The 23,318-nt window shown below is 39.3% G+C and carries 23 protein-coding genes and 5 tRNA genes; 6 read left to right on the plus strand and 22 right to left on the minus strand.

Translation table 11 applies throughout. From position 1 onward, the window contains the following. Positions 1–90: 90 nt before the first annotated feature. From rpoB to pepE, 18 genes are all read right to left on the minus strand, one after another. Positions 91–3,903, minus strand: coding sequence for a DNA-directed RNA polymerase subunit beta (gene rpoB, locus D0T56_RS07645; protein ID WP_163319557.1), 3,813 nt, complete (start codon positions 3,901–3,903; stop codon positions 91–93). Between the two features lie 99 nt (positions 3,904–4,002). Beyond that, on the minus strand, positions 4,003–4,380 hold the full coding sequence (gene rplL / locus D0T56_RS07650) for a 50S ribosomal protein L7/L12 (protein WP_163319558.1): 378 nt from the start codon (positions 4,378–4,380) through the stop codon (positions 4,003–4,005). Between the two features lie 41 nt (positions 4,381–4,421). Beyond that, positions 4,422–4,934 (minus strand): 50S ribosomal protein L10, encoded by a 513-nt coding sequence (gene rplJ, locus D0T56_RS07655; RefSeq protein WP_163319559.1) that lies wholly within the window; start codon positions 4,932–4,934, stop codon positions 4,422–4,424. A gap of 16 nt (positions 4,935–4,950) precedes the next feature. After that, the gene (rplA, locus tag D0T56_RS07660) at positions 4,951–5,649 is read right to left on the minus strand and encodes a 50S ribosomal protein L1 (RefSeq protein ID WP_163319560.1); all 699 of its coding nucleotides are present in this window, start codon (positions 5,647–5,649) and stop codon (positions 4,951–4,953) included. A gap of 14 nt (positions 5,650–5,663) precedes the next feature. Beyond that, entirely contained in the window at positions 5,664–6,110 is a 447-nt protein-coding gene (gene rplK / locus D0T56_RS07665) for a 50S ribosomal protein L11 (RefSeq protein ID WP_163319561.1), read from the minus strand. A 58-nt stretch (positions 6,111–6,168) separates the two neighbouring features. Beyond that, entirely contained in the window at positions 6,169–6,714 is a 546-nt protein-coding gene (gene nusG, locus D0T56_RS07670; protein ID WP_163319562.1) for a transcription termination/antitermination protein NusG, read from the minus strand. A gap of 14 nt (positions 6,715–6,728) precedes the next feature. Beyond that, positions 6,729–6,920 (minus strand): preprotein translocase subunit SecE, encoded by a 192-nt coding sequence (secE, locus tag D0T56_RS07675; RefSeq protein WP_163319563.1) that lies wholly within the window; start codon positions 6,918–6,920, stop codon positions 6,729–6,731. A 13-nt stretch (positions 6,921–6,933) separates the two neighbouring features. Then, positions 6,934–7,009: transfer RNA gene (locus D0T56_RS07680), tRNA-Trp, on the minus strand. Positions 7,010–7,058: 49 nt separating this feature from the next. Continuing rightward, positions 7,059–8,246, minus strand: coding sequence for an elongation factor Tu (gene tuf, locus D0T56_RS07685; protein WP_163319564.1), 1,188 nt, complete (start codon positions 8,244–8,246; stop codon positions 7,059–7,061). A gap of 85 nt (positions 8,247–8,331) precedes the next feature. Beyond that, positions 8,332–8,403: transfer RNA gene (locus D0T56_RS07690), tRNA-Thr, on the minus strand. A gap of 18 nt (positions 8,404–8,421) precedes the next feature. Further along, positions 8,422–8,494, minus strand: a tRNA-Gly gene (locus tag D0T56_RS07695). Positions 8,495–8,511: 17 nt separating this feature from the next. Beyond that, positions 8,512–8,594, minus strand: a tRNA-Tyr gene (locus D0T56_RS07700). 74 nt (positions 8,595–8,668) lie between these two features. Beyond that, positions 8,669–8,742: transfer RNA gene (locus D0T56_RS07705), tRNA-Thr, on the minus strand. Positions 8,743–8,837: 95 nt separating this feature from the next. After that, entirely contained in the window at positions 8,838–9,137 is a 300-nt protein-coding gene (gene hpf / locus D0T56_RS07710; RefSeq protein ID WP_163319565.1) for a ribosome hibernation-promoting factor, HPF/YfiA family, read from the minus strand. A gap of 18 nt (positions 9,138–9,155) precedes the next feature. Further along, positions 9,156–10,040 (minus strand): tyrosine recombinase XerC, encoded by an 885-nt coding sequence (gene xerC / locus D0T56_RS07715; protein ID WP_163319566.1) that lies wholly within the window; start codon positions 10,038–10,040, stop codon positions 9,156–9,158. A gap of 59 nt (positions 10,041–10,099) precedes the next feature. Further along, a complete protein-coding gene (gene rpsU / locus D0T56_RS07720; RefSeq protein WP_163319567.1) occupies positions 10,100–10,291 on the minus strand; it encodes a 30S ribosomal protein S21 in 192 nt (63 codons plus the stop codon). 276 nt (positions 10,292–10,567) lie between these two features. Continuing rightward, positions 10,568–12,388: a RagB/SusD family nutrient uptake outer membrane protein gene (locus D0T56_RS07725; protein WP_163319568.1), complete on the minus strand. Its 1,821-nt coding sequence runs from the start codon at positions 12,386–12,388 to the stop codon at positions 10,568–10,570. 84 nt (positions 12,389–12,472) lie between these two features. Next, positions 12,473–13,180, minus strand: coding sequence for a dipeptidase PepE (pepE, locus tag D0T56_RS07730; RefSeq protein WP_163319569.1), 708 nt, complete (start codon positions 13,178–13,180; stop codon positions 12,473–12,475). A gap of 530 nt (positions 13,181–13,710) precedes the next feature. Here pepE and D0T56_RS07735 point away from each other — a divergent pair. The 3 genes from D0T56_RS07735 (at position 13,711) to D0T56_RS07745 (ending at position 15,422) form a co-directional block, all read left to right on the plus strand. Further along, positions 13,711–14,259 (plus strand): DUF3332 domain-containing protein, encoded by a 549-nt coding sequence (locus D0T56_RS07735; RefSeq protein ID WP_163319570.1) that lies wholly within the window; start codon positions 13,711–13,713, stop codon positions 14,257–14,259. A 186-nt stretch (positions 14,260–14,445) separates the two neighbouring features. Further along, positions 14,446–14,748, plus strand: a complete 303-nt coding sequence (locus D0T56_RS07740; RefSeq protein ID WP_163319571.1) for a Dabb family protein — start codon at positions 14,446–14,448, stop codon at positions 14,746–14,748. Positions 14,749–14,750: 2 nt separating this feature from the next. Continuing rightward, positions 14,751–15,422 carry a DNA alkylation repair protein gene (locus D0T56_RS07745; RefSeq protein WP_163319572.1) on the plus strand — a complete coding sequence of 224 codons (672 nt, stop codon included), beginning with the start codon at positions 14,751–14,753 and terminating at the stop codon, positions 15,420–15,422. A gap of 3 nt (positions 15,423–15,425) precedes the next feature. On the opposite strand, the gene D0T56_RS07750 is transcribed toward D0T56_RS07745, so the two are convergent. Together D0T56_RS07750 and D0T56_RS07755 are read right to left on the minus strand one after the other, a co-directional pair. Continuing rightward, positions 15,426–16,118 carry a hemerythrin domain-containing protein gene (locus D0T56_RS07750; RefSeq protein WP_163319573.1) on the minus strand — a complete coding sequence of 231 codons (693 nt, stop codon included), beginning with the start codon at positions 16,116–16,118 and terminating at the stop codon, positions 15,426–15,428. Positions 16,119–16,164: 46 nt separating this feature from the next. Continuing rightward, on the minus strand, positions 16,165–16,764 hold the full coding sequence (locus tag D0T56_RS07755) for a helix-turn-helix transcriptional regulator (RefSeq protein ID WP_163319574.1): 600 nt from the start codon (positions 16,762–16,764) through the stop codon (positions 16,165–16,167). Between the two features lie 346 nt (positions 16,765–17,110). On the opposite strand from D0T56_RS07755, the gene D0T56_RS07760 reads away from it, so the two are divergent. Both D0T56_RS07760 and D0T56_RS07765 read left to right on the plus strand, forming a co-directional pair. After that, positions 17,111–18,223, plus strand: coding sequence for a DNA replication/repair protein RecF (locus D0T56_RS07760; RefSeq protein ID WP_163319575.1), 1,113 nt, complete (start codon positions 17,111–17,113; stop codon positions 18,221–18,223). Continuing rightward, positions 18,220–18,513: a DUF721 domain-containing protein gene (locus D0T56_RS07765; RefSeq protein WP_163319576.1), complete on the plus strand. Its 294-nt coding sequence runs from the start codon at positions 18,220–18,222 to the stop codon at positions 18,511–18,513. The genes D0T56_RS07760 and D0T56_RS07765 overlap by 4 nt, the downstream gene beginning before the upstream one ends. A 534-nt stretch (positions 18,514–19,047) precedes the next feature. On the opposite strand, the gene D0T56_RS07770 is transcribed toward D0T56_RS07765, so the two are convergent. Further along, on the minus strand, positions 19,048–19,422 hold the full coding sequence (locus D0T56_RS07770) for a YtxH domain-containing protein (protein ID WP_163319577.1): 375 nt from the start codon (positions 19,420–19,422) through the stop codon (positions 19,048–19,050). A 344-nt stretch (positions 19,423–19,766) separates the two neighbouring features. On the opposite strand from D0T56_RS07770, the gene carB reads away from it, so the two are divergent. After that, on the plus strand, positions 19,767–22,991 hold the full coding sequence (gene carB / locus D0T56_RS07775; protein ID WP_163319578.1) for a carbamoyl-phosphate synthase (glutamine-hydrolyzing) large subunit: 3,225 nt from the start codon (positions 19,767–19,769) through the stop codon (positions 22,989–22,991). A 96-nt stretch (positions 22,992–23,087) separates the two neighbouring features. On the opposite strand, the gene D0T56_RS07780 is transcribed toward carB, so the two are convergent. After that, the gene (locus tag D0T56_RS07780) at positions 23,088–23,306 is read right to left on the minus strand and encodes a 4-oxalocrotonate tautomerase family protein (RefSeq protein ID WP_163319579.1); all 219 of its coding nucleotides are present in this window, start codon (positions 23,304–23,306) and stop codon (positions 23,088–23,090) included. Between the last annotated feature and the right edge of the window lie 12 nt (positions 23,307–23,318).

Raw genomic sequence — 23,318 nt, forward strand, 5'->3', positions numbered from 1 at the left:
TTATTTCAATGTGATAATTAGTATAATGAGATAATGTGCCAAACGGGATTTTTATTGCCTTATTGGCACATTTTCACATTGTCATATTTCTTAATCGAATGTTACGCTTAGTCCAAGGCCTCTCATCTCATGCAACAATACATTCAATGATTCAGGTATTCCTGCCTGTGGCATTGGCTCGCCTTTAACGATTGCTTCATAAGCTTTAGAACGTCCCACCACGTCGTCCGACTTGATTGTAAGGATTTCTTGCAAGATGTGTGCAGCACCAAATGCTTCAAGTGCCCAAACCTCCATCTCTCCGAAACGTTGACCCCCGAATTGGGCCTTACCTCCAAGTGGTTGCTGAGTAATAAGTGAATAAGGACCGATTGAACGGGCGTGCATCTTATCTTCAACCATGTGACCAAGTTTCAACATATAGATGATACCTACAGTTGCAGGCTGGTCGAAGATTTCACCTGTTCCACCATCGTAAAGATAAGCTTTACCATAACGTGGAATTCCAGCTTCATCTGTCCATTTGTTCAAATCGTCAAGGCTTGCTCCGTCAAAAATAGGAGTGGCGAATTTCGTACCAAGTTCCCTTCCTGCCCAAGCTAGCACAGTTTCGAAAATCTGTCCAAGGTTCATACGAGAAGGCACCCCTAGAGGGTTCAGTACAATATCTACAGGCGATCCGTCTGCAAGGAACGGCATGTCTTCCTGACGAACGATACGCGACACGATACCTTTGTTACCGTGGCGTCCCGCCATTTTATCACCCACCTGAATCTTACGTTTCTTGGCAACGTATACTTTCGCAATCTGTACAATACCGGAAGGAAGTTCATCCCCGATTGTCAGGTCGAAACGTTTACGCTTAAGTTCAGCGTCAAGTTCTTTATACTTACGTAGATAGTTAACTATAACATCACGAATCAGGTCGTTTTTGTGTTCGTCCGTTGTCCAGTTACTAACCTGAACCGATTCGTAATCTATTCCGTCAAGAGCAGCTTTTGTAAATTTAGCTCCTTTGGCAATAATATCTGAATTCAAGTAATCTTTTACGCCTTGTGAGGCTTTTCCTTCGGTCAGAACCAGAAGCTTGTCAACCAAAACCATTTTCAGTTTACCCATCTTAACTTCGTATTCCTCGTCAAGTTTAGGTAACAGAGCTTTGCTCGAAAGTTTTGTTTTACCCTTCTTCGTAGCTTTAGAGAATAAGTTTGTTCCTATAACAACACCTTTCAATGAAGGGGATGCTTTCAAGGATGCGTCTTTAACATCTCCGGCTTTGTCTCCGAATATTGCACGAAGAAGTTTTTCTTCCGGCGATGGGTCAGACTCTCCTTTAGGAGTAATCTTACCTATAAGGATATCTCCGGGGCCAACACGAGCTCCAACACGGATAATTCCTCTTTCATCCAAATCTTTTGTTGCGTCTTCACTAACGTTAGGAATGTCGGAAGTTAATTCTTCCACACCACGTTTAGTGTCACGCACTTCAAGCGAAAATTCTTCAACATGCACAGAAGTCAGGATGTCGTCACGAACGATTCTTTCGTTCAAAACGATAGCATCCTCATAGTTGTATCCCTTCCAAGGCATGAACGCAACTTTCAGGTTTTTACCTATTGCAAGTTCACCACCTTCGGTAGAATATCCTTCTGTCAGGATTTGATCCAATTCAACCCTGTCGCCTTTTTTACAAATAGGTCTAAGGTCGATTGTAGTATTTTGGTTTGTTTTCCTGAATTTAGGAATTGTATATGTTTTGACAGAGTCGTCGAAGCTAACAAATTCTTCGTCATTAGTTCTGTCATATTTAATTTTGATAGTGTCGGCATCTACGTAAACCACTTCACCGGCTCCTTCCGCTACAATTTGTGTACGGGAGTCACGGATAAGTTGTCCTTCAACACCGGTTCCGACAATCGGAGCCTCTGTGCGAAGCAACGGAACTGCCTGACGCATCATGTTCGATCCCATCAAAGCACGGTTGGCATCGTCATGCTCAAGGAAAGGAATCAGAGATGCAGCGATTGACGCAATCTGAGTTGGCGAAACGTCCATAAGTTCAACTTCGTCCGGAGTGATCACCGGATAGTCCGCATCCTGACGTGCTTTTACACGTTTCAAGATGAACGTACCGTCATCGTTCAACGGAGCATTACCTTGCGCAATCAGCTTGTCTTCTTCTTCTTCGGCCGCAAGATAAATGATACCTTTATCAGACAAATCCACTTTTCCGCTCGCTACCTTACGGTAAGGCGTTTCGATGAATCCAAGTTCATTTATTTTAGCGTATACACAAAGAGACGAAATCAAACCGATGTTCGGTCCTTCAGGAGTTTCGATCGGACAAAGACGTCCGTAGTGAGTGTAGTGAACGTCACGTACCTCAAATCCGGCTCTTTCACGAGAAAGACCTCCAGGTCCAAGGGCAGACATACGTCGTTTATGTGTAATCTCGGCCAATGGATTTGTTTGATCCATAAACTGAGACAAGGCGTTTGTCCCGAAGAATGTATTTACGACAGACGAAATAGTCTTCGCATTGATCAGGTCAATAGGTGTAAATACTTCATTGTCACGAACATTCATTCTTTCACGAATGATACGAGCCATACGGTTAAGTCCAACTCCAAACTGGTTGTAAAGTTGTTCTCCAACAGTACGCACACGACGATTGCTCAAGTGGTCGATATCATCAACAATAGCCTTAGAGTTAATAAGTTCTATCAAATATTTGATGATTTCGATTATATCTTCTTTAGTCAAGACACGAGTATCGGAACTTGTATTCAATCCAAGTTTTTTGTTGATTCTGTAACGTCCAACATCTCCCAGATCGTAACGTTTTTCAGAGAAGAACAAGCTGTTGATTACTTCACGAGCACTTGTATCGTCCGCTGGTTCAGCACTACGAAGCTGGCGATAGATATGTCTTACCGCATCAATTTCCGAGTTACTGGGGTCTTTTTGTAATGTATTATATATTATTGCAAAGTCTGAAATATTTTGCGAATCTTTGTGTAATAAGATCGAAGAAACACCCGACTCAAGAATCGCGTCGATATGATCTTTTTCAAGAACAGTTTCCCTTTCTATAATAACTTCATTACGTTCAATAGATGTAACCTCACCGGTATCTTCGTCAACGAAGTCCTCCATCCACGTTTTCAAGATTCTGGCGGCTAATTTACGGCCTTCAACCTTTTTCAGGTTTTGTTTTGTGGCCTTAACTTCTTCTGCTAAGTCGAATATTTCAAGTATATCCCTATCGCTTTCAAATCCGATAGCTCTGAGCAATGTAGTTACAGGTAATTTTTTCTTACGGTCGATGTAAGCATACATCACATTGTTGATGTCGGTGGCAAATTCAATCCACGACCCTTTGAATGGGATGATACGAGCCGAGTACAATTTTGTACCGTTGGCATGCATACTTTGTCCGAAGAATACACCTGGCGAACGGTGAAGCTGCGATACAACCACACGTTCAGCACCATTAATAACGAATGTACCTTTTTCGGTCATGTAAGGGATAAGACCAAGATAAACATCTTGGATAACCGTGTCAAAATCCTCATGATCAGGGTCGGTACAGTAAAGTTTTAGTTTTGCTTTTAAAGGAACGCTATATGTAAGACCTCTTTCGATACACTCTTCGATAGTATAGCGTGGAGGATCGATAAAATAGTCTAAGAATTCCAATACAAAGTTGTTACGAGTGTCTGCTATGGGAAAGTTTTCCATGAAAACCTTGTAAAGACCTTCGTTTGTTCTGTTTTCAGGAGGGGTATCAAGTTGTAGAAAATCTCGAAAAGACTTAAGTTGCACTTCAAGGAAATCCGGGTAGTTGAGTGGATTTTTAATTGAAGCAAAATTTACTCTTTTGTTAGTTGTTGTAGAAGGCATAAAATCTTGAATTAATGAACTTATTACTTTTGACGCAAAAAGGTTAAGAACCCTCTTTTACGAAGGTTCCTAACCAGAATTCCTGATTACAGGTGTATATTACTTAAGTTCAATTTCAGCTCCAGCTTCTTCTAATTGTTTTTTCAATGCGTCTGCTTCGTCTTTAGTTACACCTTTCTTCAATTCAGAAGGAGCAGCGTCAACTATATCTTTAGCTTCTTTCAAACCTAATCCTGTAAGTTCTTTAACTGCTTTAACAACAGCAAGTTTGTTTGCTCCAGCAGCTTTCAAAATAACATCAAATGCTGTTTTTTCTTCAGCAGCTTCAGCAGCACCGGCTGCAGGTCCTGCAGCAACTGCAACTGCAGCAGCAGCTGGTTCAATACCATATTCAGTTTTAAGGATCTCTGCTAGTTCGCTAACTTCTTTAACTGTTAAATTTACTAGTGTTTCAGCAATAGCTTTAATATCTGCCATTTTTGTATGAATTAAAATTGTTAATTACTTATTTTGTTATATTATTTCTTTGATAGAGTTTCTAAAACTCCATGTATAGTGTTGCCTCCCGATTGAAGAGCCGAAACAACGTTCTTGATTGGCGATTGTAACAATCCGATAACGTCGCCAAGAAGTTCGGTTTTGCTCTTGATATTTACCAAAGCACTAAGGTTGTTTGCTCCTACATAAAAGCTTTCTTGTACGTAAGCAGCTTTTAGCGAGGGAATACCTTCTTTTTTGTATTTATCAATCAGTTTAGCAGGGGCATTTGCCACATTAGAAAACATGATGGCTGTATTTCCTTTCAAAACCGGAGTTAATTCAGAAAAGTCTCCTTCTAGTTTTTCCAATGCTTTTTCAAGCAGCGTATTTTTTACTACAACCAGTTTTATGTCATTCTTATAACATTCGGCTCTCAGTTGACTTGTTTTTGCTGCATTTAGAGTAGCAATATCAGTCAAATAAAAGTTGTCGTATTCTTTGATTGTAGCAGCTAAAGATTCTATGATCGCAATTTTTTCTTCCTGTCTCATAATTCCGTAGTTTTAATTAATTTTCATCCACTGATTTAGGGTCAATTTTAATACCCGGACTCATTGTGCTTGAAAGAAATATACTTTTCACATAGGTTCCTTTTGCTGAAGTAGGTTTCATTTTGATAAGCGTATTGATAAATTCTTTTGCATTATCTTTAATCTTATCAGCAGAGAACGATACTTTGCCTATTGATGTGTGAATGATACCTGTTTTATCAACTTTAAAGTCGATTTTACCGGATTTCACTTCTGTAACAGCTTTTGCAACATCAACGGTAACAGTTCCGCTTTTAGGGTTAGGCATCAAGCCTCTTGGTCCTAGAACGCGTCCTAAAGCACCGATTTTACCCATGATAGCAGGCTGTGTGATGATCACATCTATATCTGTCCATCCTCCTTTGATCTTTTCGATATATTCGTCAAGACCTACATAGTCTGCTCCAGCTTCTTTTGCAGCAGCTTCGGCGTCAGGAGAACATAATACAAGAACTCTAACTTGTTTACCTGTTCCGTGTGGCAGAGATACTACACCTCTTACCATTTGGTTAGCTTTACGTGGATCTACACCCAGACGTACGTCAATATCAACAGAGGCATCGAATTTGCTTGTAGTTATTTCTTTTACTAGCTCTGATGCTTCTTTAAGAGTATATGATTTCCCTGCTTCAATTTTGCTGAAAGCTAACTTTTGATTTTTTGTAAGTTTACCCATTTCTTAATTGAAGATTAATTATTTAACTCAGGGAAAGCCCCTTTTACTGTGATACCCATACTTCTGGCTGTTCCTGCTACCATTTTCATTGCCGACTCGAGAGTGAAACAGTTTAGGTCGGTCATCTTATCTTCAGCGATCGCCTTAACTTGATCCCAAGTTATTTCTGCAATTTTTTTACGGTTAGGTTCAGCAGAACCGCTCTTTTGTTTAGCGGCTTCAAGCAATTGAACTGCCACAGGAGGATTTTTTACGATAAAGTCGAAAGACTTGTCAGCGTAATAAGTAATCACTACTGGTAGCACTTTGCCTGCTTTGTCTTGAGTTCTGGCATTAAATTGCTTGCAAAAATCCATAATGTTGATTCCTTTCGAACCTAATGCAGGTCCTACAGGAGGGGATGGATTTGCTGCACCGCCTTTAATCTGTAATTTTAATTGTCCAGCAATTTCTTTAGCCATTTTTGATTTTGATTTTAGTTCCTAGTTAATAAAAACGTTCGGATAGAGTGCGTAACGATTATTGTTCTTTTTCAACTTGCATGTAGTTCAATTCTAACGGAGTTTTACGTCCGAAGATTTTCACCATTACTTTCAGTTTCTTCTTCTCAGAATTAACTTCTTCAATAATACCGGAAAAGCCAGAGAAAGGACCATTGGTCACTTTCACGTTTTCTCCAACATAGTATTGAACATCCATTTCTTCTTGTTGCTCATCCAACTCGTCCATTGTGCCAAGTATTCTGTTTACTTCAGATTGGCGCAGTGGTTGAGGGTTAACTGCATCAGGTAAAAAACCTGCTACAAAATTAATGTTGCGCAATTGATGCACAACTTCTCCTACCAGAGCAGCTTCAATCAAAACGTATCCGGGAAGATAAGCACGTTCTTTCATTACTTTCTTTCCGTTACGAACAATATAAGTCTTCTCTGTTGGAATGAGAACTTGAGATACATACTTTCCTAAATCGGTTTTTTTCATTTCCAATTCAAGGTATTCTTTAACTTTAGTCTCTTTTCCGCTAACAGCACGCAAAACGTACCATTTCTTTTCGATTTCAGCCATTATACCTTTTTGAATTAGTTCAATCCGTAGAAAAGTTCTACCAAATTTTTGAAGACAGTGTCTACACCCCAGATCACTAGTGCCATGATGATGGAAGCTATCATAACAAGGATTGCGCTACTGGTCAACTCTGTTCTGTTTGGCCAAGAAACTTTGTGTACAAGCTCGTTGTAAGAATCTTTTATGTAATTTGCTATTTTATTCATCGATACTGTAATTTGGCACGGGTTGAGAGACTCGAACTCCCGACACCTGGTTTTGGAGACCAGTGCTCTACCAACTGAGCTAAACCCGTAAATTAAGCCGGTCTTGTTCCAACCGGCTTATATGTGTTGAATAAAATATTATTCAAGAATTTCTGTAATCTGACCAGCACCTACTGTACGTCCACCTTCACGGATAGCGAAACGAAGACCTACGTTACATGCTACTGGGTAGATCAATTCTACCGAGATAGTAATATTGTCACCAGGCATAACCATATCTGTTCCTTCTGGAAGAGTAATCTCTCCTGTTACATCCAATGTACGGATATAGAACTGAGGACGATATTTGTTATGGAATGGAGTGTGACGGCCACCTTCTTCTTTTTTCAGGATATAAACCTCTGCTTTAATTTTAGTGTGAGGAGTAATTTTACCTGGGTGAGTGATAACCATACCACGTTTGATTTCTTCTTTATCGATACCACGAAGTAGAAGACCTACGTTGTCACCAGCTTGACCTTCGTCAAGAATTTTACGGAACATTTCTACTCCTGTAACAACTGATTTTTTAGCTTCTGCTCCAAGACCGATGATTTGAACTTCTTCACCTGTTTTGATGATACCTGTTTCGATACGACCTGTTGCTACTGTACCACGACCTGTGATTGAGAACACGTCTTCAACTGGCATCAAGAATGGTTTATCAACGTCACGTGGAGGAAGTGGAATCCAGTTGTCCACATTGTTCATAAGTTCCATTACTTGTTCTTCCCATTGATCAACACCGTTCAATGCACCAAGTGCAGAACCACGGATAACAGGAGTATTGTCGCCGTCGAACTCATAGAAAGAAAGAAGTTCTCTCATTTCCAGTTCAACTAGTTCTAACATTTCTTCGTCGTCAACGATATCACATTTGTTCATGAACACAACTAGACGAGGTACGTTTACCTGACGAGCTAGAAGGATGTGCTCACGTGTTTGAGGCATAGGTCCGTCAGTAGCAGCAACTACGATGATAGCACCGTCCATCTGAGCAGCACCTGTAACCATGTTCTTAACGTAGTCAGCGTGACCTGGACAGTCTACGTGTGCATAGTGACGGTTAGCTGTTTCGTATTCTACGTGAGAAGTATTGATTGTAATACCGCGTTCTTTTTCTTCAGGAGCGTTGTCGATAGAATCGAATGAACGCAATTCTGAAAGACCTCTTTTTGCCAACACTGTTGTGATAGCAGCAGTAAGTGTAGTCTTACCGTGGTCAACGTGACCAATAGTACCGATGTTAACGTGTGGTTTCGACCGGTTAAAATGTTCTTTTGCCATAATTAAAAAAAGTACTTATTAGTTAATGATTTCTTTGTTCTTTATAATCAACGCCTGTTGTTATCTCATTGTATTTTTTAAATAGAGCCCATGACGGGATTTGAACCCGTGACCTCTTCCTTACCAAGGAAGTGCTCTACCACTGAGCTACATTGGCTTGTGCTTAAGAAAAAAGAGCGGAAGACGGGGCTCAAACCCGCGACCCTCAGCTTGGAAGGCTGATGCTCTATCAACTGAGCTACTTCCGCAATAGTTTTTCATCAAGTGGGCAGTGAAGGATTCGAACCTCCGAAGACGAAAGTCAGCTGAGTTACAGTCAGCCCCAGTTGGCCACTTTGGTAACTGCCCTTTCCACTTGCCAGTTAGCAGTCGTCAGCGTACAACTATTTATTGTTAACTGAAGACTGTTCTCTGTTTTTTTGAGCCTCTTGTCGGATTCGAACCAACGACCCCGAGATTACAAATCACGTGCTCTGGCCAACTGAGCTAAAGAGGCAGGTCTTAAAAAATGAATGTCGCCGAATCTTGGACGGAAACGGCGACAAAAATAGATATTATTTTTTTTATTTGCAAACCTTTGCTTCGTTATTTTTATTTAGCCTGCAATTTTTCTTTACGTTTGATTAATTGTTTTTCTAAAGCTTCCACATTTAGGTCGATAGCTTCTTCGAAAGAATCTGCCATTTTGCTGGCAAATAGCTCTCCGTTTCGGGTGTTTATTTTTATTGAAGCGTCTTTGTTATTAGGTGCTTCGGGTTTCACTACTTTCAAGATAACTTCTGCATCAATAATATCGTCGGAGTATTTTCCTAACTTGGTTACTTTTTTGTTGATGAAGTCTTGTAGTTTTTCTGCTGCATCAAAATGCACTGATTGAATTCTAATGTTCATAAGTTCCTCCTTACTTTTTTAGGCTCTTGGATGAGCCTTATTATAAATTTTTTTCAATTCCTCAAAAGAGGTATGTGTATAAACTTCCGTCGATGCCAAGCTGGCATGTCCCAGAAGTTCTTTTACTGCATTCAATTCTGCTCCGTTATTTAGCATCCCTGTTGCAAACGAGTGCCTCAATATGTGCGGACTCGCCTTTGTTAGTGTTGGTATCCAACTCAGGTTGGATACTACTATCCGGTAAACCAGCATCGGGTAGAGTTGCTCTCCATTCTTTTTAACAAAGAAGTAATCGGTTTGTTTAGGTACCTCGCTGTTTCTTATATTAAGGTATTCTTGCAGCTTGCTTTTTGTAGCCGGACTGATTGGAATTAACCTTTGTTTGTTTCGTTTTCCCGTGACGAGGATTTGATCGGACGAAAGGTCTACATCAATATCTTTCAGCCCTATTAATTCTGCCCTACGCATGCCTGTCATGTAGAATAACTCCATAATGGTTTTGTTGCGTATGGCTTCAAAATCAGTTTCGCCTGTGTCTTCGTCCAAAATTTGATTCATTTCGGCGATGTTCACGAACGAAGGTAGCGGCTTTTTTATTTTCGGCCCTGTGATTTTGCGCATAGGATTGACTGGGATTTCCCCGATTTTGTGCAGATAGCGATAAAAAGATTTCAAAGAACTTAGTTTCCTGTTCACGCTGCGCGCTGATGTTCCGGCGTCCATCAGGAATACTATCCATCTCCTGATGATGTCTCCATCTACGGTTTTCAGGCTGACGTCCCCAATGTTGTTGTTGATGTATGTTTCAAACTGGGTGAGGTCGGTAAAATAAGAAATCTCCGTATGAGTTGAATAATTTTTCTCATAACGGAGATAACTGATATATTTTTCGATCAATGTCATAACTTCAGCCGTATTGTTATGGACGAAGTTAAGCAATAATCTTAATAAATGCAATAGGCTTACTCTTCTATTTGGCGAAGTTTTTGAACGTAAATTGCATGGATTTTTTGCTTTCTTCCCGCAACTGAAGGCTTTATGAATGCCTGACGGCGTCTAAGTTCTTTTACTACACCTGTTTTTTCGTATTTTCTTTTAAATTTTTTCAGCGCTTTTTCTATATTTTCGCCTTCTTTAACTGGTACTACGATCATAATTGTCTTTTATATTTTATTATTTTGTTTTAATTCTTTTTGTTTCGATGAGGTTTTCTCTTGAAGTTATGCTCTCAACATATATTGATTACCTCAAAATATATACTGAGTAAGTTTTAGTTTCTATTTGTTTTCTAAATAATTATCATAACCTCCCTTCATTTTCGGACTGCAAAAATAGTATTTATTTATTTGATTACAATATTTTTAAATAAAAAAATAACTCTGCCCGTAAAAAATTGGGCAGAGTTACACTCTCATTATTGTATGTTTTCTTTACCAGCCGGGATTTTGAGTTATAGAACCGCCTGTTGTGTCTATTTCTCGTTGTGGAATTGGCATAAGGGCATATTTACCCCACGACTGAGCAATGCCCCAACGGGAATTATTTATCGTGTTTAAACCAATCTTGTACTGAGGAGTTTTCGTTCTTATTAAAGTTCTTAGTTCATCCGCAGTTGTTGATGATGTTATAGGCGACACTCTGTTTTGCACTTCGTAAACTTTGCCGAGTGTCAGGATGGCATCGGCAAGCCTGCCTGTTTCCAGGTATGTTTCAGACAGAAGTAGGTATGTTGATAAAAAGATCCTGTTGGAATTGTCGTCCGTATTCCATTTCAAGCCTCTGTCGATAATTGACGTGAGATGATTGTTTGCCTTGTCGAACTGTTTTTGTTGCAGATAGATTATAGCGATATTTAAAGATAATTCATCTTTTTGGTCGGTCGGTATCAAATCATTAGCCTGTTCCAGTTCTGATAGTGAATATTGGAGTACTTCTTGTGCCGAACTTCGGGTTATTCTAACAGTCTCATCCACGGCTAGAGGTGTAGTTACCAGGGGGACATCGCCAAACATAGAAACTAATTGCAAATAAGACAAAGCTCTGAATTTCATCGACTGCGCCTTATGTTCGGGTTGTATTGTGGAGGTAGTGCTGAGCAGTCGATTTGCAACTCCTATCGTATAATAGGCTTTCGCCCAAAACTGATAAGTTTGATAACTGTTCGGGGTGAGCGTTTGACGTTGTTCCTGAGTGTAGAAATCGTTGTCTAAATTTAAGAAGAAATTGTACGACTGTGTGTATTCAACTGTCAATGCGTTAATAACTTCATCTGTTACTTCTTCTTCGATTGGACTTAGATCGGAGCCGTTGGGATAGAGGTATACTTCCTCAATATCGTTTTCGGTATTTAAAAAAGCAGTTTCTACGGTGTCCTCATTGTTGATAATGCCATCGCCATTCATGTCAGCAAGTATTAATCCTCCCAATTTTTTGAGATCTTGAATGGCTTGTGAATAGTAGGGTATATGGCTGTAATAATCTAGTTGAGCCTGACTTGTAAATACACCTTTTATCAACCAGTGATTGTATAAGTTCTTGTAATCACCTTTTTCAACTTCGTAGGTGTACGATTTTTTTTCGTCGTAAAACATTGTGGCAGTACCGTCAGAATTAGTTTGCAAGGTTTGGTATAAGTTTCCTTTTTCGTCAAAAACCTTTATGGTTGCATTTTCGGAAGGGGTACCTGCTTCCGGATTTTCTGCCGACCAGTTTGTGTTACATTCAAAAACTTTGAAAGTAATGTTGCTTGTTCCGGAGATTTTTTCAGGTATTATTTTATTGATAATGAAAACTATGCTTTTTGATATTTGAGTAGAAGTTCCAAGTTTCACGCCATTTATAAAAACCAAACCGGATGAATTGACAGTTATATTTAAAAGATCGCCATTGATGCTTTCTATCTGTTTTTTTTCTTTCAGTTTCTCTAATGTGAAAGCGCCTTTTACGATGTGTCTCTTTATTGTATTTTGAGAGATTATCGGACTGTTTTCCTTGCTGCTTTTCAGATAAGTTATAGCTTCGTTTTCCAGAGCAAAGATTGTGAATTCCTCCGATTTCGTATCGTTCAGATTCAAGGCAGAAAGGGCAGCCGAAAATAATCGGGTTTGATTGTTTGAACTGAGTTCCGAGGCAACTTTGTCTACTTCCTGCTTTGCAGCGCCGTTGTCGGGGTCTTTGTCTTTATCGTTGTCTTCACATGCAAAAAGAAAAAGAATGGGTAGTAGAGTGATAAGTAATTTTATCGTTTTCATAAAAGTTATAGGGTTAGTTTATTTATTTTGAATATGCAAAATTCAACTTGATGGAAAAATCGCTAATTATTGTTTTCCGTTTTTTTATTCTAATAAGAAATTGAAATCATCATTTGATGTCAATTCCACCGTTTTCTTCTCAAATTTAAATATTCTGGCAGGACGGCTCCCGATCAATCTCAGGTTGCCATTCTCATAGCTAAGGATGGTCGATTCTCTTAGTCCAACAACATACATTTCCGGATTTTCCGTGACAAACTCCATGATGCGGTCTTCCCGTGTTTCTCCGCCATGATTTTGCGGATTATCATCCAAGTAGTGCGGGTTTATCTGAAAAGGAATCAGCCCGATAGTGTCGAACCCTTTCGGGTCGATTATAGGCATGTCGTTTGTTGTTCGCAAAGTTGGACAAGCCACATTAGACCCTGCACTCCAGCCTACGTAGGGCATTCCTTCCCCTACCTTCTTCCTGATTATGTCCATCAGATTATTATCGTGCAACATTCTTACGAGCTTCCAGGTATTTCCTCCTCCAACAAATAGAGCATCCGCCTCTTTTATCGCTTCTTGAGGGTTGCCGAACCGATGGATGCTTGTCACCGATATGCCAACCTCACGCAAGCTGTCGTTAACCTTATTCTCGTATTCGTCGTAACTGAAACGGATAGCCGCATACGGGACAAATACCACTTTAAGTTGTTTATTGCCCAGAAAGCGCTTGATTTCGTGCTTCGAATAACCCAGATAAGACTCTCCCGGATTGGTTGAGTTGCTCAATAATAAAAGTTTCATAATCAATATTTTTTTGTAAAAATAGCATAAAAATGAATATGTTTCTTATTTTGTTCTGTTGAAGATAGGGCTTCTATATCTAGTAAACAGGGTACAAGATACGAGACACTAGTTTTTTTACTCGTTCGTCTACTTGTTGCTCGTCAACTATTTAAACAGATCCTTCACTTTGTTCAGAAACAACGTTAGAGAAGCGAAGGCGACTCAATGACAAACTTTCGGGCAGGCCTCTGATCCGCCCGGAAGTAGGGGCGTAAAATTTTACGCCTAAAAAGAAAGATCATATGAGGGCGAATGTTTATTCGCCCCTACAAATCACTATTGCTTAATCTAAACCAATATTTTTTTTATAATAAATCCAACTGCTTATTGGCATTATTAAAAATATTCTATCTTTGCTACATAAATAGTTATCATAATAAAGAACAAAATATATTTAGAATTGTTATGATAACGTATTAGAGTAAGCACAAAAATACACAAAACAAATATTATTTAATTCATTTAATAATTTAAACGTAATATAAATTATGAAAAAAAGATTTATGTCTGTTGCTATGATCGCAGCAATATCCGGTAGTGTACTGTTTACATCTTGTATCGGATCTTTCGGTTTGTTCAATAAAGTACTTGCCTGGAACGACTCGGTTACTGAAAGTAAATTTGTTAACGAAGTGCTTTTCATTGCTTTGCACATTGTTCCTGTTTATGAAATATCAATGCTTGCAGACTATCTTGTTATCAACTCTATCGAATTCTGGACAAGCAAAAATCCGGTTCAGGCAGGAGTTGTGAAAACCGTACAAGGTGAGAATGGTATTTATACCGTTGAAACCCTTGAAAACGGTTATCATATAGAAAACCAGGATGGCAACGACATGAACCTTATCTTTGATAAAGCAACAAATACATGGAGCGCTGTATCGAATGGCGAAACTGCAAAACTGATCACTATTGAAGACGAAAACAAAGCCATCGTTTATCTTCCTAACGGAGAGCAACAAAGAGTGGATTTGTCGCACGAAGGAACTTTAGCTCTTAAGCAATCTGTTCAGGGATTCTTCTTGGCAGCTAAATAATCCGGTTGTACGAGACAAAAAATATTTTCGAAGAGGGTTGGTGATTATTACGATTGCCAACCTTCTTTTTTATATATTTGCACAATATAGGATGCGGTTCGGTAGTGGCTGAAAACAAGTTTTCGTCATTACTCTCACCTTTCACTATATTTGCCCCCTACTAAATATTGAAAACATAAAAAAAACATGATAAAACATATCGTTTTCTGGAAACTGAAAAAAGAAGCGCAAGGCAACACTGCCGAAAAGAATGCACAGTTGATAAAAGAAAAACTAGAGGCATTGAGTGGAAAAATTGACGGGCTGATTTCCATTGAAGTTGGAATCAATTTCTTGGATTCGGCATCCAACTATGATGTAGCTTTATGTTCGGTCCTTGCATCAAGCGAGGCTCTGGACTTTTATCAAAACCATCCATTGCACCAAGCTCTTCTGCCTTTTATTCGCGACGTTGTGGAAGGACGTGTGGCTGTTGATTATGAGCTATAATTATGACTATTGAAGATACCATAAAAGATATACGCAAACAGTGCCGTCTGGCAATGAATGGGGTTGCATCAACCAGTATGCGGAAACAAGGTTTGTCGTATAAGTTGAATTTTGGCGTTTCATTACCGCAAATCAAGGATATATCGAAGCGATATGAACCGAATGCCGATCTGGCAAATAAACTTTGGGAGGAAGATACCAGAGAATTGAAAATATTGGCCACATTGCTTTATCCGTTGGACGAATTTTCGGAAAATGACGCAAAAAGATGGCTCGAAGCGATAATCAATCAGGAAATAAGGGAGCAAGTCTGCTTCAATCTTTTTCAGAATTTGCCTTTTGCTCAAAAGGTTGCTGTGGAGTGGAGCAATTCGGACAAACAAATGTTCCGCACAACAGGGTATTGGCTTTTGGGCAGATTGCTGTTGTTGAAAAGAACGGAGGGGGAAATTGCGGTCAATCGCTTCTCCCATATCATTTCCGACGTAGAGAGTGACGATTCTTCGCTGCGAAAAGCTGCCATACAGCTATTGAAATATATCGGGCGTCAATCAGGATCTGATGCGATTGATATCTTATCTTTATTTAAAGGCTATGAAGGTTCGAAAGACGATCTGAAAAGAGAGATCTACGATAGCCTTCAGTTCGAATTTGATTTCTACGGACAAGATTGATCGTTATTTGTTTTCAATACTCTTTACACGAGGGATAATCAGCTCTTCCTCGATGAACGTATGTGCCTGTAAGTCGTCCTGACACATATAAAGTTCCATGAGAATATTGGTAATCAGTTTTTGATCTTTCATTCCCGGAACATATTTCATCAGTATATGTTTCAGGTCTTTCATTTTTTCCTCTATATCGTTATGCCTTTCTTCAAAAACATCAATTGAGTATACAGTCTCCTGTGTTCTGCTCAACAAAGACCGGATGTAGGGAAATGCTACTTCGTCTTCATATTTCATGTGTTCGTTTACTTCTTTCACATAATTATCGAAGAAATTCATGACAAGGGTTTTCATATCCTGCTCTTGCTCGGAATATACCATATCCAGTTTTCGGCGGATATTGGGCAACCGGTTTTCCAGAAAATATTCATGCGAGCTGTTCAGGTAATGAAGAAACGGCGACAATGGCAATTGATTAAATATTTCATGAATATTCGACACCGGCCTGCACGCATGAAAATTTGCAAGGAAAATGAAGCAGTCTGCATCAAAGCCGATTTCTTCGCAAACAGCCTCTACGCTTTTCTCGCCAAAACCCAGTCTTATTTTCAGTTTGCTCAGCAACAATAACAACTTGTAGTCTGCATCGATCAAGTCAGACATTTTCATTTTTTTGCTGAATACTATTGTTATCTCGTTCATATCTTTTGTCTTCCGTCTATTAACAAAAAGGGCCTGATGCCTTTATTTAGTATTTTATATCTTCTATATTGATAAATTTATTAATAATGGCATAAATTGTAAGCCCCGACACACTGTGTATCTCCAACTTCCGGGCAATATTGCGCCGGTGGGTTATCACCGTATGGATTGATATGTTGTGATGATCAGCTATTTCTTTGTTGCTCATTCCCTTCACAATGCTCACCAATATCTCCTTTTCCCTGTCGCTCAGTTCGCTCTGGTCTGATGCCGTTTGAGATTCTTTAGTTAATGCCTTCGTCAGTGTTTCTTCTATCCTTACATTCGAATCATTGATCTGGATGATAGCGTCATAAGAACGGTAAAATCTTTCGTCGATCATATTATAAACAAGCGCAATGATAGAAGTTTCATTATCCAGTTTCAGTTGTTGTTTTATATCGTGCTTCGATGTATGCCCCAATATCATCGGGTTAATTATGATTGCATCGGGTTTCAAAATATCCAATTGGTAATTTATATTTTCAAATTCCTTTATTTCAACAACTTTTGATACAATCGGCAATTGCGACAAAACATGTACCAATCCCTTCCGGATTATGTACGAGGTTTCGGCAACCGCCAATGTTTTCTTTGTATTCGACATTTTCTTACTGATGGCTTATCTGGAATGGTTCTTTATAAGGATACAAATTACGATATAATTATCTTAATATACAAGCATTACCTGTAGTGCATTTATAGCTTTAATGTTAAAGCATTTATAATGAGATTTTTATTTAAACTGTCATTCTGAACGAAGTGAAGAATCTGGGCTTTTAGTCTTAGATCCTTCGTTTTACTCAGGATGACAAGATGATTATGTATTATCTTTCAATCTGTAGCCTTTTATTTTTTAATGCACTACGAGTAAGCATTCTCCGACTCTTTGTCTGCCGATGGCAAATTTTTATCCGGATTGTTGTATCTTTGTTTTACTAATCGGATTGCAGATGATTCTCGAAAGAATAAATATACTCAATTATAAGAACATAGAACAGGCGGAACTGACTTTTTCGCCCAAACTGAATTGTTTTATCGGAAACAACGGGATGGGAAAAACCAATCTGCTGGATGCTATCTACTACCTCTCGTTCTGTAAGAGCCATACCAATCTGGTCGATTCGCAGAATATAAAGCACGATGCCGATTTTTCCCTCATCCAGGGTTGGTATTCGCAGCAGAACGGAAAAACCGACGAGTATTTGTGCAGCCTGAAAAGGCGACACAAAAAAATATTCAAAAAAAATAAGAAAGAGTACGATAAATTATCCGAACATATAGGGTCGCTCCCTTTGGTGCTGATTTCACCGTCCGACTCGGATATCATCGGGGGAGGAAGCGAAGAAAGGCGTCGCCTGATGGATGTGTCTATTTCTCAATTCGACAAAGAGTATCTGCACCATCTTATTAAATACAACAACTGCCTGCAACAAAGAAATGCCCTTCTGCGTATGGAACATGCAGCCGACGAAACTCTTTTCGGCTTGTGGGAAGAGCAATTGGCTCAGGAAGGGTTGCATATTTTTGAAAAAAGGCAGCAGTTTATTAATCGGTTGACACCTCTGTTTCAGCGGTTCTACGATTATGTTTGCCAGTCTAATGAAGTGGTTTCGTTGTCTTATCGTTCCCAACTCAATCAGGACGACTTTATGACTGTTCTGAAAAACAAGCGGGAAAAAGACAGGATGTTGGGGTATACTTCTTTTGGTGTTCATCGGGACGATCTGGAAATGTATCTGGGCGATTATCCGATAAAGAAAGTAGGATCGCAAGGACAAAATAAAACATACCTTATAGCCTTGAAATTGGCTCAGTTTGATTATTTATCTCATTCCGAACCCATTAAGCCGATATTGTTGCTCGACGACATTTTCGATAAACTCGATACGTCGAGAGTAAAGCAAATTGTACAACTTGTGTCGGGAGACGATTTTGGTCAGATATTTATCACCGATACCAACAGGGAGCATCTGACAGACCTGCTGGCCGTTACAGATGGTAATTATAAGGTATTCAAAGCCGAACAAGGAAGTATATCCGAAGAAATAGTCAATGCTCAATGAGAAAGAAAAATTCAGAAAGTATAGGTGAAGCCATCAGGCAGTATTTCGAAGAAAACCCTTTCTTCAAAAGAAAGCTGGCCGAAAGTAAAGTGATTTCCGGATGGCATATCATTTTCAGCAAAACGATCAGTTCGTATACATCGGACGTATACCTGAAAAATAATATCCTTTATGTGCATCTCACATCATCCGTTCTTCGCTCCGAGCTGTCGATGGCCAAAGAGAAAATGATTGACGATCTGAACAAGCATGTAGGGATGTATGTCGTAAAAAATATAATTTTCAGATAAACATCGTTGTTATTTTTCAGAATATTCAACGAATTTCAACGAAAAAAGAGTGTGTTTTCAAAACATGCTCTTTTGTTCTTTTAGGCAGCCTCAAAAAACATTTTTCGCTATTTAAGTTCAGAACCGACCTGAAACCCTCTTGTTTCGATTATCGAAACAATCTGCGTTTTTGCAGGCGAAGATTGTAACAATGCCGTGGCAAGTTTTCACATTTAATTACGAATATAAATTTCACAATATTTAAATTTGCTAATGAAGATTAAGATATTGCAAAAAAGATTGTTAATAGAAAATATTGTTGTCTCGTAACATAAGGAGTTCTTTTTTTCTCTCATTCTGATAGACTCAGCCCTAGTATTGATACCCATTTTTAAGTCTTCACCATTTTCGTCTATCACCAAACAGCCATCTTTATCTGGTTATGGTTCGTTTTAATAAAAGTTCTTTGTTACAATATTCAGCAATAGAAGAAAGGCTCTCAAGAAATTGGGAGCCTTTTCATGTTATTATTGGCGCAATTGATTAATGTTTACACTATTTCAGTTTGTTCTTCACATCCTCCGATGCTTTTTTTACTTCATCCTTTACGTCTTTCGCACCGGCCTTCACATCTTCTTTCGCATCGTTCAATGCGCTTTTGGCTTTGTCGGCAGTTTTATCCACAGTCTTACCGATAGAATCTGCAGCAGCGCCAACTTTTTCCGTCACGTTTTTCTCTGTTTCGCTCCAGGCATCTTTTGTTTTATCCACTCCTTCATCGATTTTGTCGGCTGTCTTATCCGCAGCATCCTCTACCGACTCTTTCGCATCCTGATAACCCTGTTCGACATCTTTTTTCGTCTTGTCGTTACACGATGCAACAGAGAAAAGCAAACCCACAACAAACAATACACTAAAAATCTTTTTCATTTTGTTTTTCTTTTAATAAAAAATTAATCTGCAAAAAATGGCTTCATTACAACACCATCTGTTAGATAACATTAGCAAATGTTTTTTGTTCAAGGAGTTTTACCGGTCAAAAATTATCATTTTTATTAAAGAAGATAGGGTATTATGTTCATTATGTTATTTTTTACATGTATTTTTGCAAAAAAATGTTCTTAAGGTCGCAGACCTATTTGTTGTTTTTGTAAGTATAACGGCAAAAGATATTTAATCTTTAAAAGTATATCATCGAATACTATCTGTTGCTTACAATTACTGAAATTCAGAAAATACAATACACTATATAAATAATCGACTTCAAGAAATCTATGTCAGTTAACAAGAAAATTAAAAAAGTAATCGTACTTGGATCGGGTGCGCTTAAGATCGGACAAGCGGGAGAGTTTGACTATTCAGGATCGCAGGCTCTGAAAGCCTTGAAAGAGGAAGGTATTTACACTATCCTGATAAACCCGAATATAGCAACCATCCAAACTTCGGAAGGAATTGCCGATCAGGTTTATTTTTTGCCTGTAACGCCCTACTTTGTTGAGGAAATTATAAAAAAGGAGCAAGCCGATGGCATACTACTTGCATTTGGTGGACAAACCGCATTGAACTGCGGTACGGAAATGTACTTGAACGGCACTCTGAAAAAATACGGAGTAGAAGTTTTGGGTACATCTGTCGAAGCCATTATGGCAACCGAAGACCGTGACCTTTTTGTAAAGAAACTGGACGAAATAAATATAAAAACACCTGTAAGCGAAGCGGTAGAAACAATGCAAGACGCCATAGCGGCAGCAAACAGAATCGGTTTTCCGGTAATGGTGCGTTCGGCATACGCTTTGGGTGGATTAGGTAGTGGAATAAGCGACAATCTGGAAGATTTCAAAGCGTTGTGCGAGAGTTCTTTTGCCTATTCGAAACAAATTCTTGTAGAGGAGTCATTGAAGGGGTGGAAAGAAATTGAGTTTGAGGTGATACGAGACAAAAACGACCACTGCTTCACTGTTGCCAGCATGGAAAACTTCGATCCGCTTGGTATTCATACCGGAGAAAGTATAGTTGTGGCTCCAACCTGCTCGCTCGACGATAAAGAGTTGTCTATGTTGCAGGAAATATCGAAAACTGCCATACGCCACATCGGAATTGTAGGAGAATGTAATATTCAATACGCTTTCAATTCCGAAACTGACGATTACCGTGTTATTGAAGTGAATGCCCGCTTGAGCCGTTCGTCGGCACTGGCATCCAAAGCTACGGGATATCCCTTGGCATTTGTTGCTGCAAAACTAGCCTTAGGATATACCTTAGACCAAATTGGCGAAATGGGCACGCCAAATTCAGCCTATGTTGCTCCATCCTTAGACTATCTGATATGCAAAATTCCCCGTTGGGATTTAACCAAATTTGCAGGAGTATCCCGTTTGATAGGCTCTAGTATGAAGTCTGTCGGAGAAATCATGTCGATCGGTAAAACTTTTGAAGAGATCATTCAAAAAGGGCTTCGCATGATTGGGCAGGGAATGCACGGATTTGTTGGAAACCATGAACTTGAATTCGGCAACCTTGATGACGAACTCTCAAACCCAACAGACTTGCGTGTATTTGCTATTGCCAAAGCCTTTGAAGAAGGATATACAATAGAGAGAATACATGATCTGACTAAGATTGACCCGTGGTTTTTGGGTAAACTGAAAAACATACACGACTACTCTATTACATTGCAACAATATAATAAGGTGGAAGAAGTTCCGGCAGATGTATTGCTTCAAGCAAAACGGTTGGGATTCTCCGATTTCCAGATTGCCCGTTTTGTAGAAAACCCTGAAGGAAACGTAGAAAAAGAAACTTTGAAGGTGCGTTCGGCTCGTAAAAAAGCGAATGTTTTGCCTTCGGTTAAGCGAATAAACACCATAGCTTCTGAAAACCCAGAGTTGACAAACTATTTGTATATGACTTATGATGGTTCGGATCATGATGTTGCTTACTTCAAAAACGACAAATCGGTTGTTGTACTTGGTTCGGGAGCCTATCGCATAGGTAGTTCCGTAGAGTTTGACTGGTGTTCTGTAAACGCCGTTCAAACAGCACGTAAACTGGGATATAAGTCTATAATGATAAATTACAATCCGGAAACAGTATCAACGGATTATGACATGTGCGACCGCCTCTATTTTGACGAGTTGTCGTTCGAACGTGTTCTGGATGTACTTGATCTGGAAATGCCGAAAGGGGTTATCGTTTCGGTAGGAGGACAAATACCTAACAACCTTGCAATCAGGCTTCACCGTCAGGATATCCCGATTTTGGGAACATCACCTCTATCTATCGACCGTGCCGAAAACCGTCATAAGTTTTCGAGTATGCTCGATCAGTTAGACATTGACCAACCGGCTTGGCAAGAGCTTTCGAGCATGGATGAAATCTACGATTTTGTAAAGAAAGTAGGTTATCCGGTTCTTGTGCGTCCATCTTATGTGCTTTCGGGGGCGGCAATGAATGTCTGCTATAATACCGAAGAATTGGAAACATTCTTGAAGCTGGCAGCAAAAGTATCGAAAGAATATCCTGTTGTGGTTTCTCAATTCCTTCAAAATGCCAAGGAAATAGAATTTGACGCTGTGGCTCAAAACGGTGAAGTTGTAGAATATGCCATTTCTGAGCATGTGGAGTTTGCAGGAGTTCACTCCGGAGATGCCACATTGGTATTCCCTGCACAAAAAATTTACTTCGAAACTGCCCGCCGCATCAAGCGAATAAGTCGTAAGATAGCAAAAGAACTAAACATAAGCGGTCCGTTCAATATTCAATTCTTAGCTAAAAACAATTACGTGAAAGTGATTGAGTGTAACCTGCGTGCATCACGTAGTTTCCCATTCGTGTCTAAGGTGTTGAAACGAAATTTCATAGAAACAGCCACACGCATAATGCTTGACGCATCGTACGAAAAACCAGATAATGCAAATTTCGATATCGACTGGATCGGGGTAAAAGCCTCTCAGTTCTCGTTCTCCCGTTTGCACAATGCAGACCCGGTTCTAGGAGTAGACATGTCGTCTACCGGAGAAGTGGGATGTATTGGAGACGATTTCAGCGAAGCATTGCTGACCGCCATGATTTCGGTAGGATACAGTATTCCGAAGAAAAGCGTAATGGTTTCGTCGGGCGACAGCAAATCGAAGGTCGACCTTTTGGATGCTTGCAAAATGCTCCAAGAAAACAATTACGAAATATATGCTACGGCAGGAACAAAACAATTTTTATCGGAAAATGGAGTCAATGCAGCAGTTGTTAGTTGGCCCGATGAAGAAAAAGAGAATAATGTAATGGATATGATCGCAAATCATAAATTCGATTTGATCGTAAATATTCCAAAAAATCATTCACGTCGCGAGTTGACCAATGGTTATAAAATCCGTCGAGGAGCAATTGATCACAATATTCCTCTGATTACCAATTCACGTTTGGCTAGTGCATTCATTCAATCATTCTGCGAAATGAAAGAGGCCGACATTCCAATCAAGAGTTGGCAGGAGTATAAACTGTAAACAGGTTTTAATTCTTGTAGACGATAATAAAATGACCCCAAAAAGTTAAATGAAGACTTTTTGGGGTTGTTTCGTAATTAGCTTTTGGGGAATGTTTTAGTCGTCCACAGTTCCGTCCCAATCTTTTCCAAACTGAATGGAATGTAAAGTTCCGTTCGAGGCCCAGTTTTCGTGGTCATACTCATCTATCAGGATGCTTACCCATTCAGGTTTTATTTTCAATACCTTAACCATCGTATTGGTTATTTCTTTCACCAATTCTTGTTTTTGTTCTTCCGAACGGCCTTTGGCTATTTTCAGATTAATGATCGGCATAATGTAACAATT

It is taken from the genome of Dysgonomonas sp. 520, from assembly GCF_010501095.1.
Taxonomy (GTDB): domain Bacteria; phylum Bacteroidota; class Bacteroidia; order Bacteroidales; family Dysgonomonadaceae; genus QVMP01.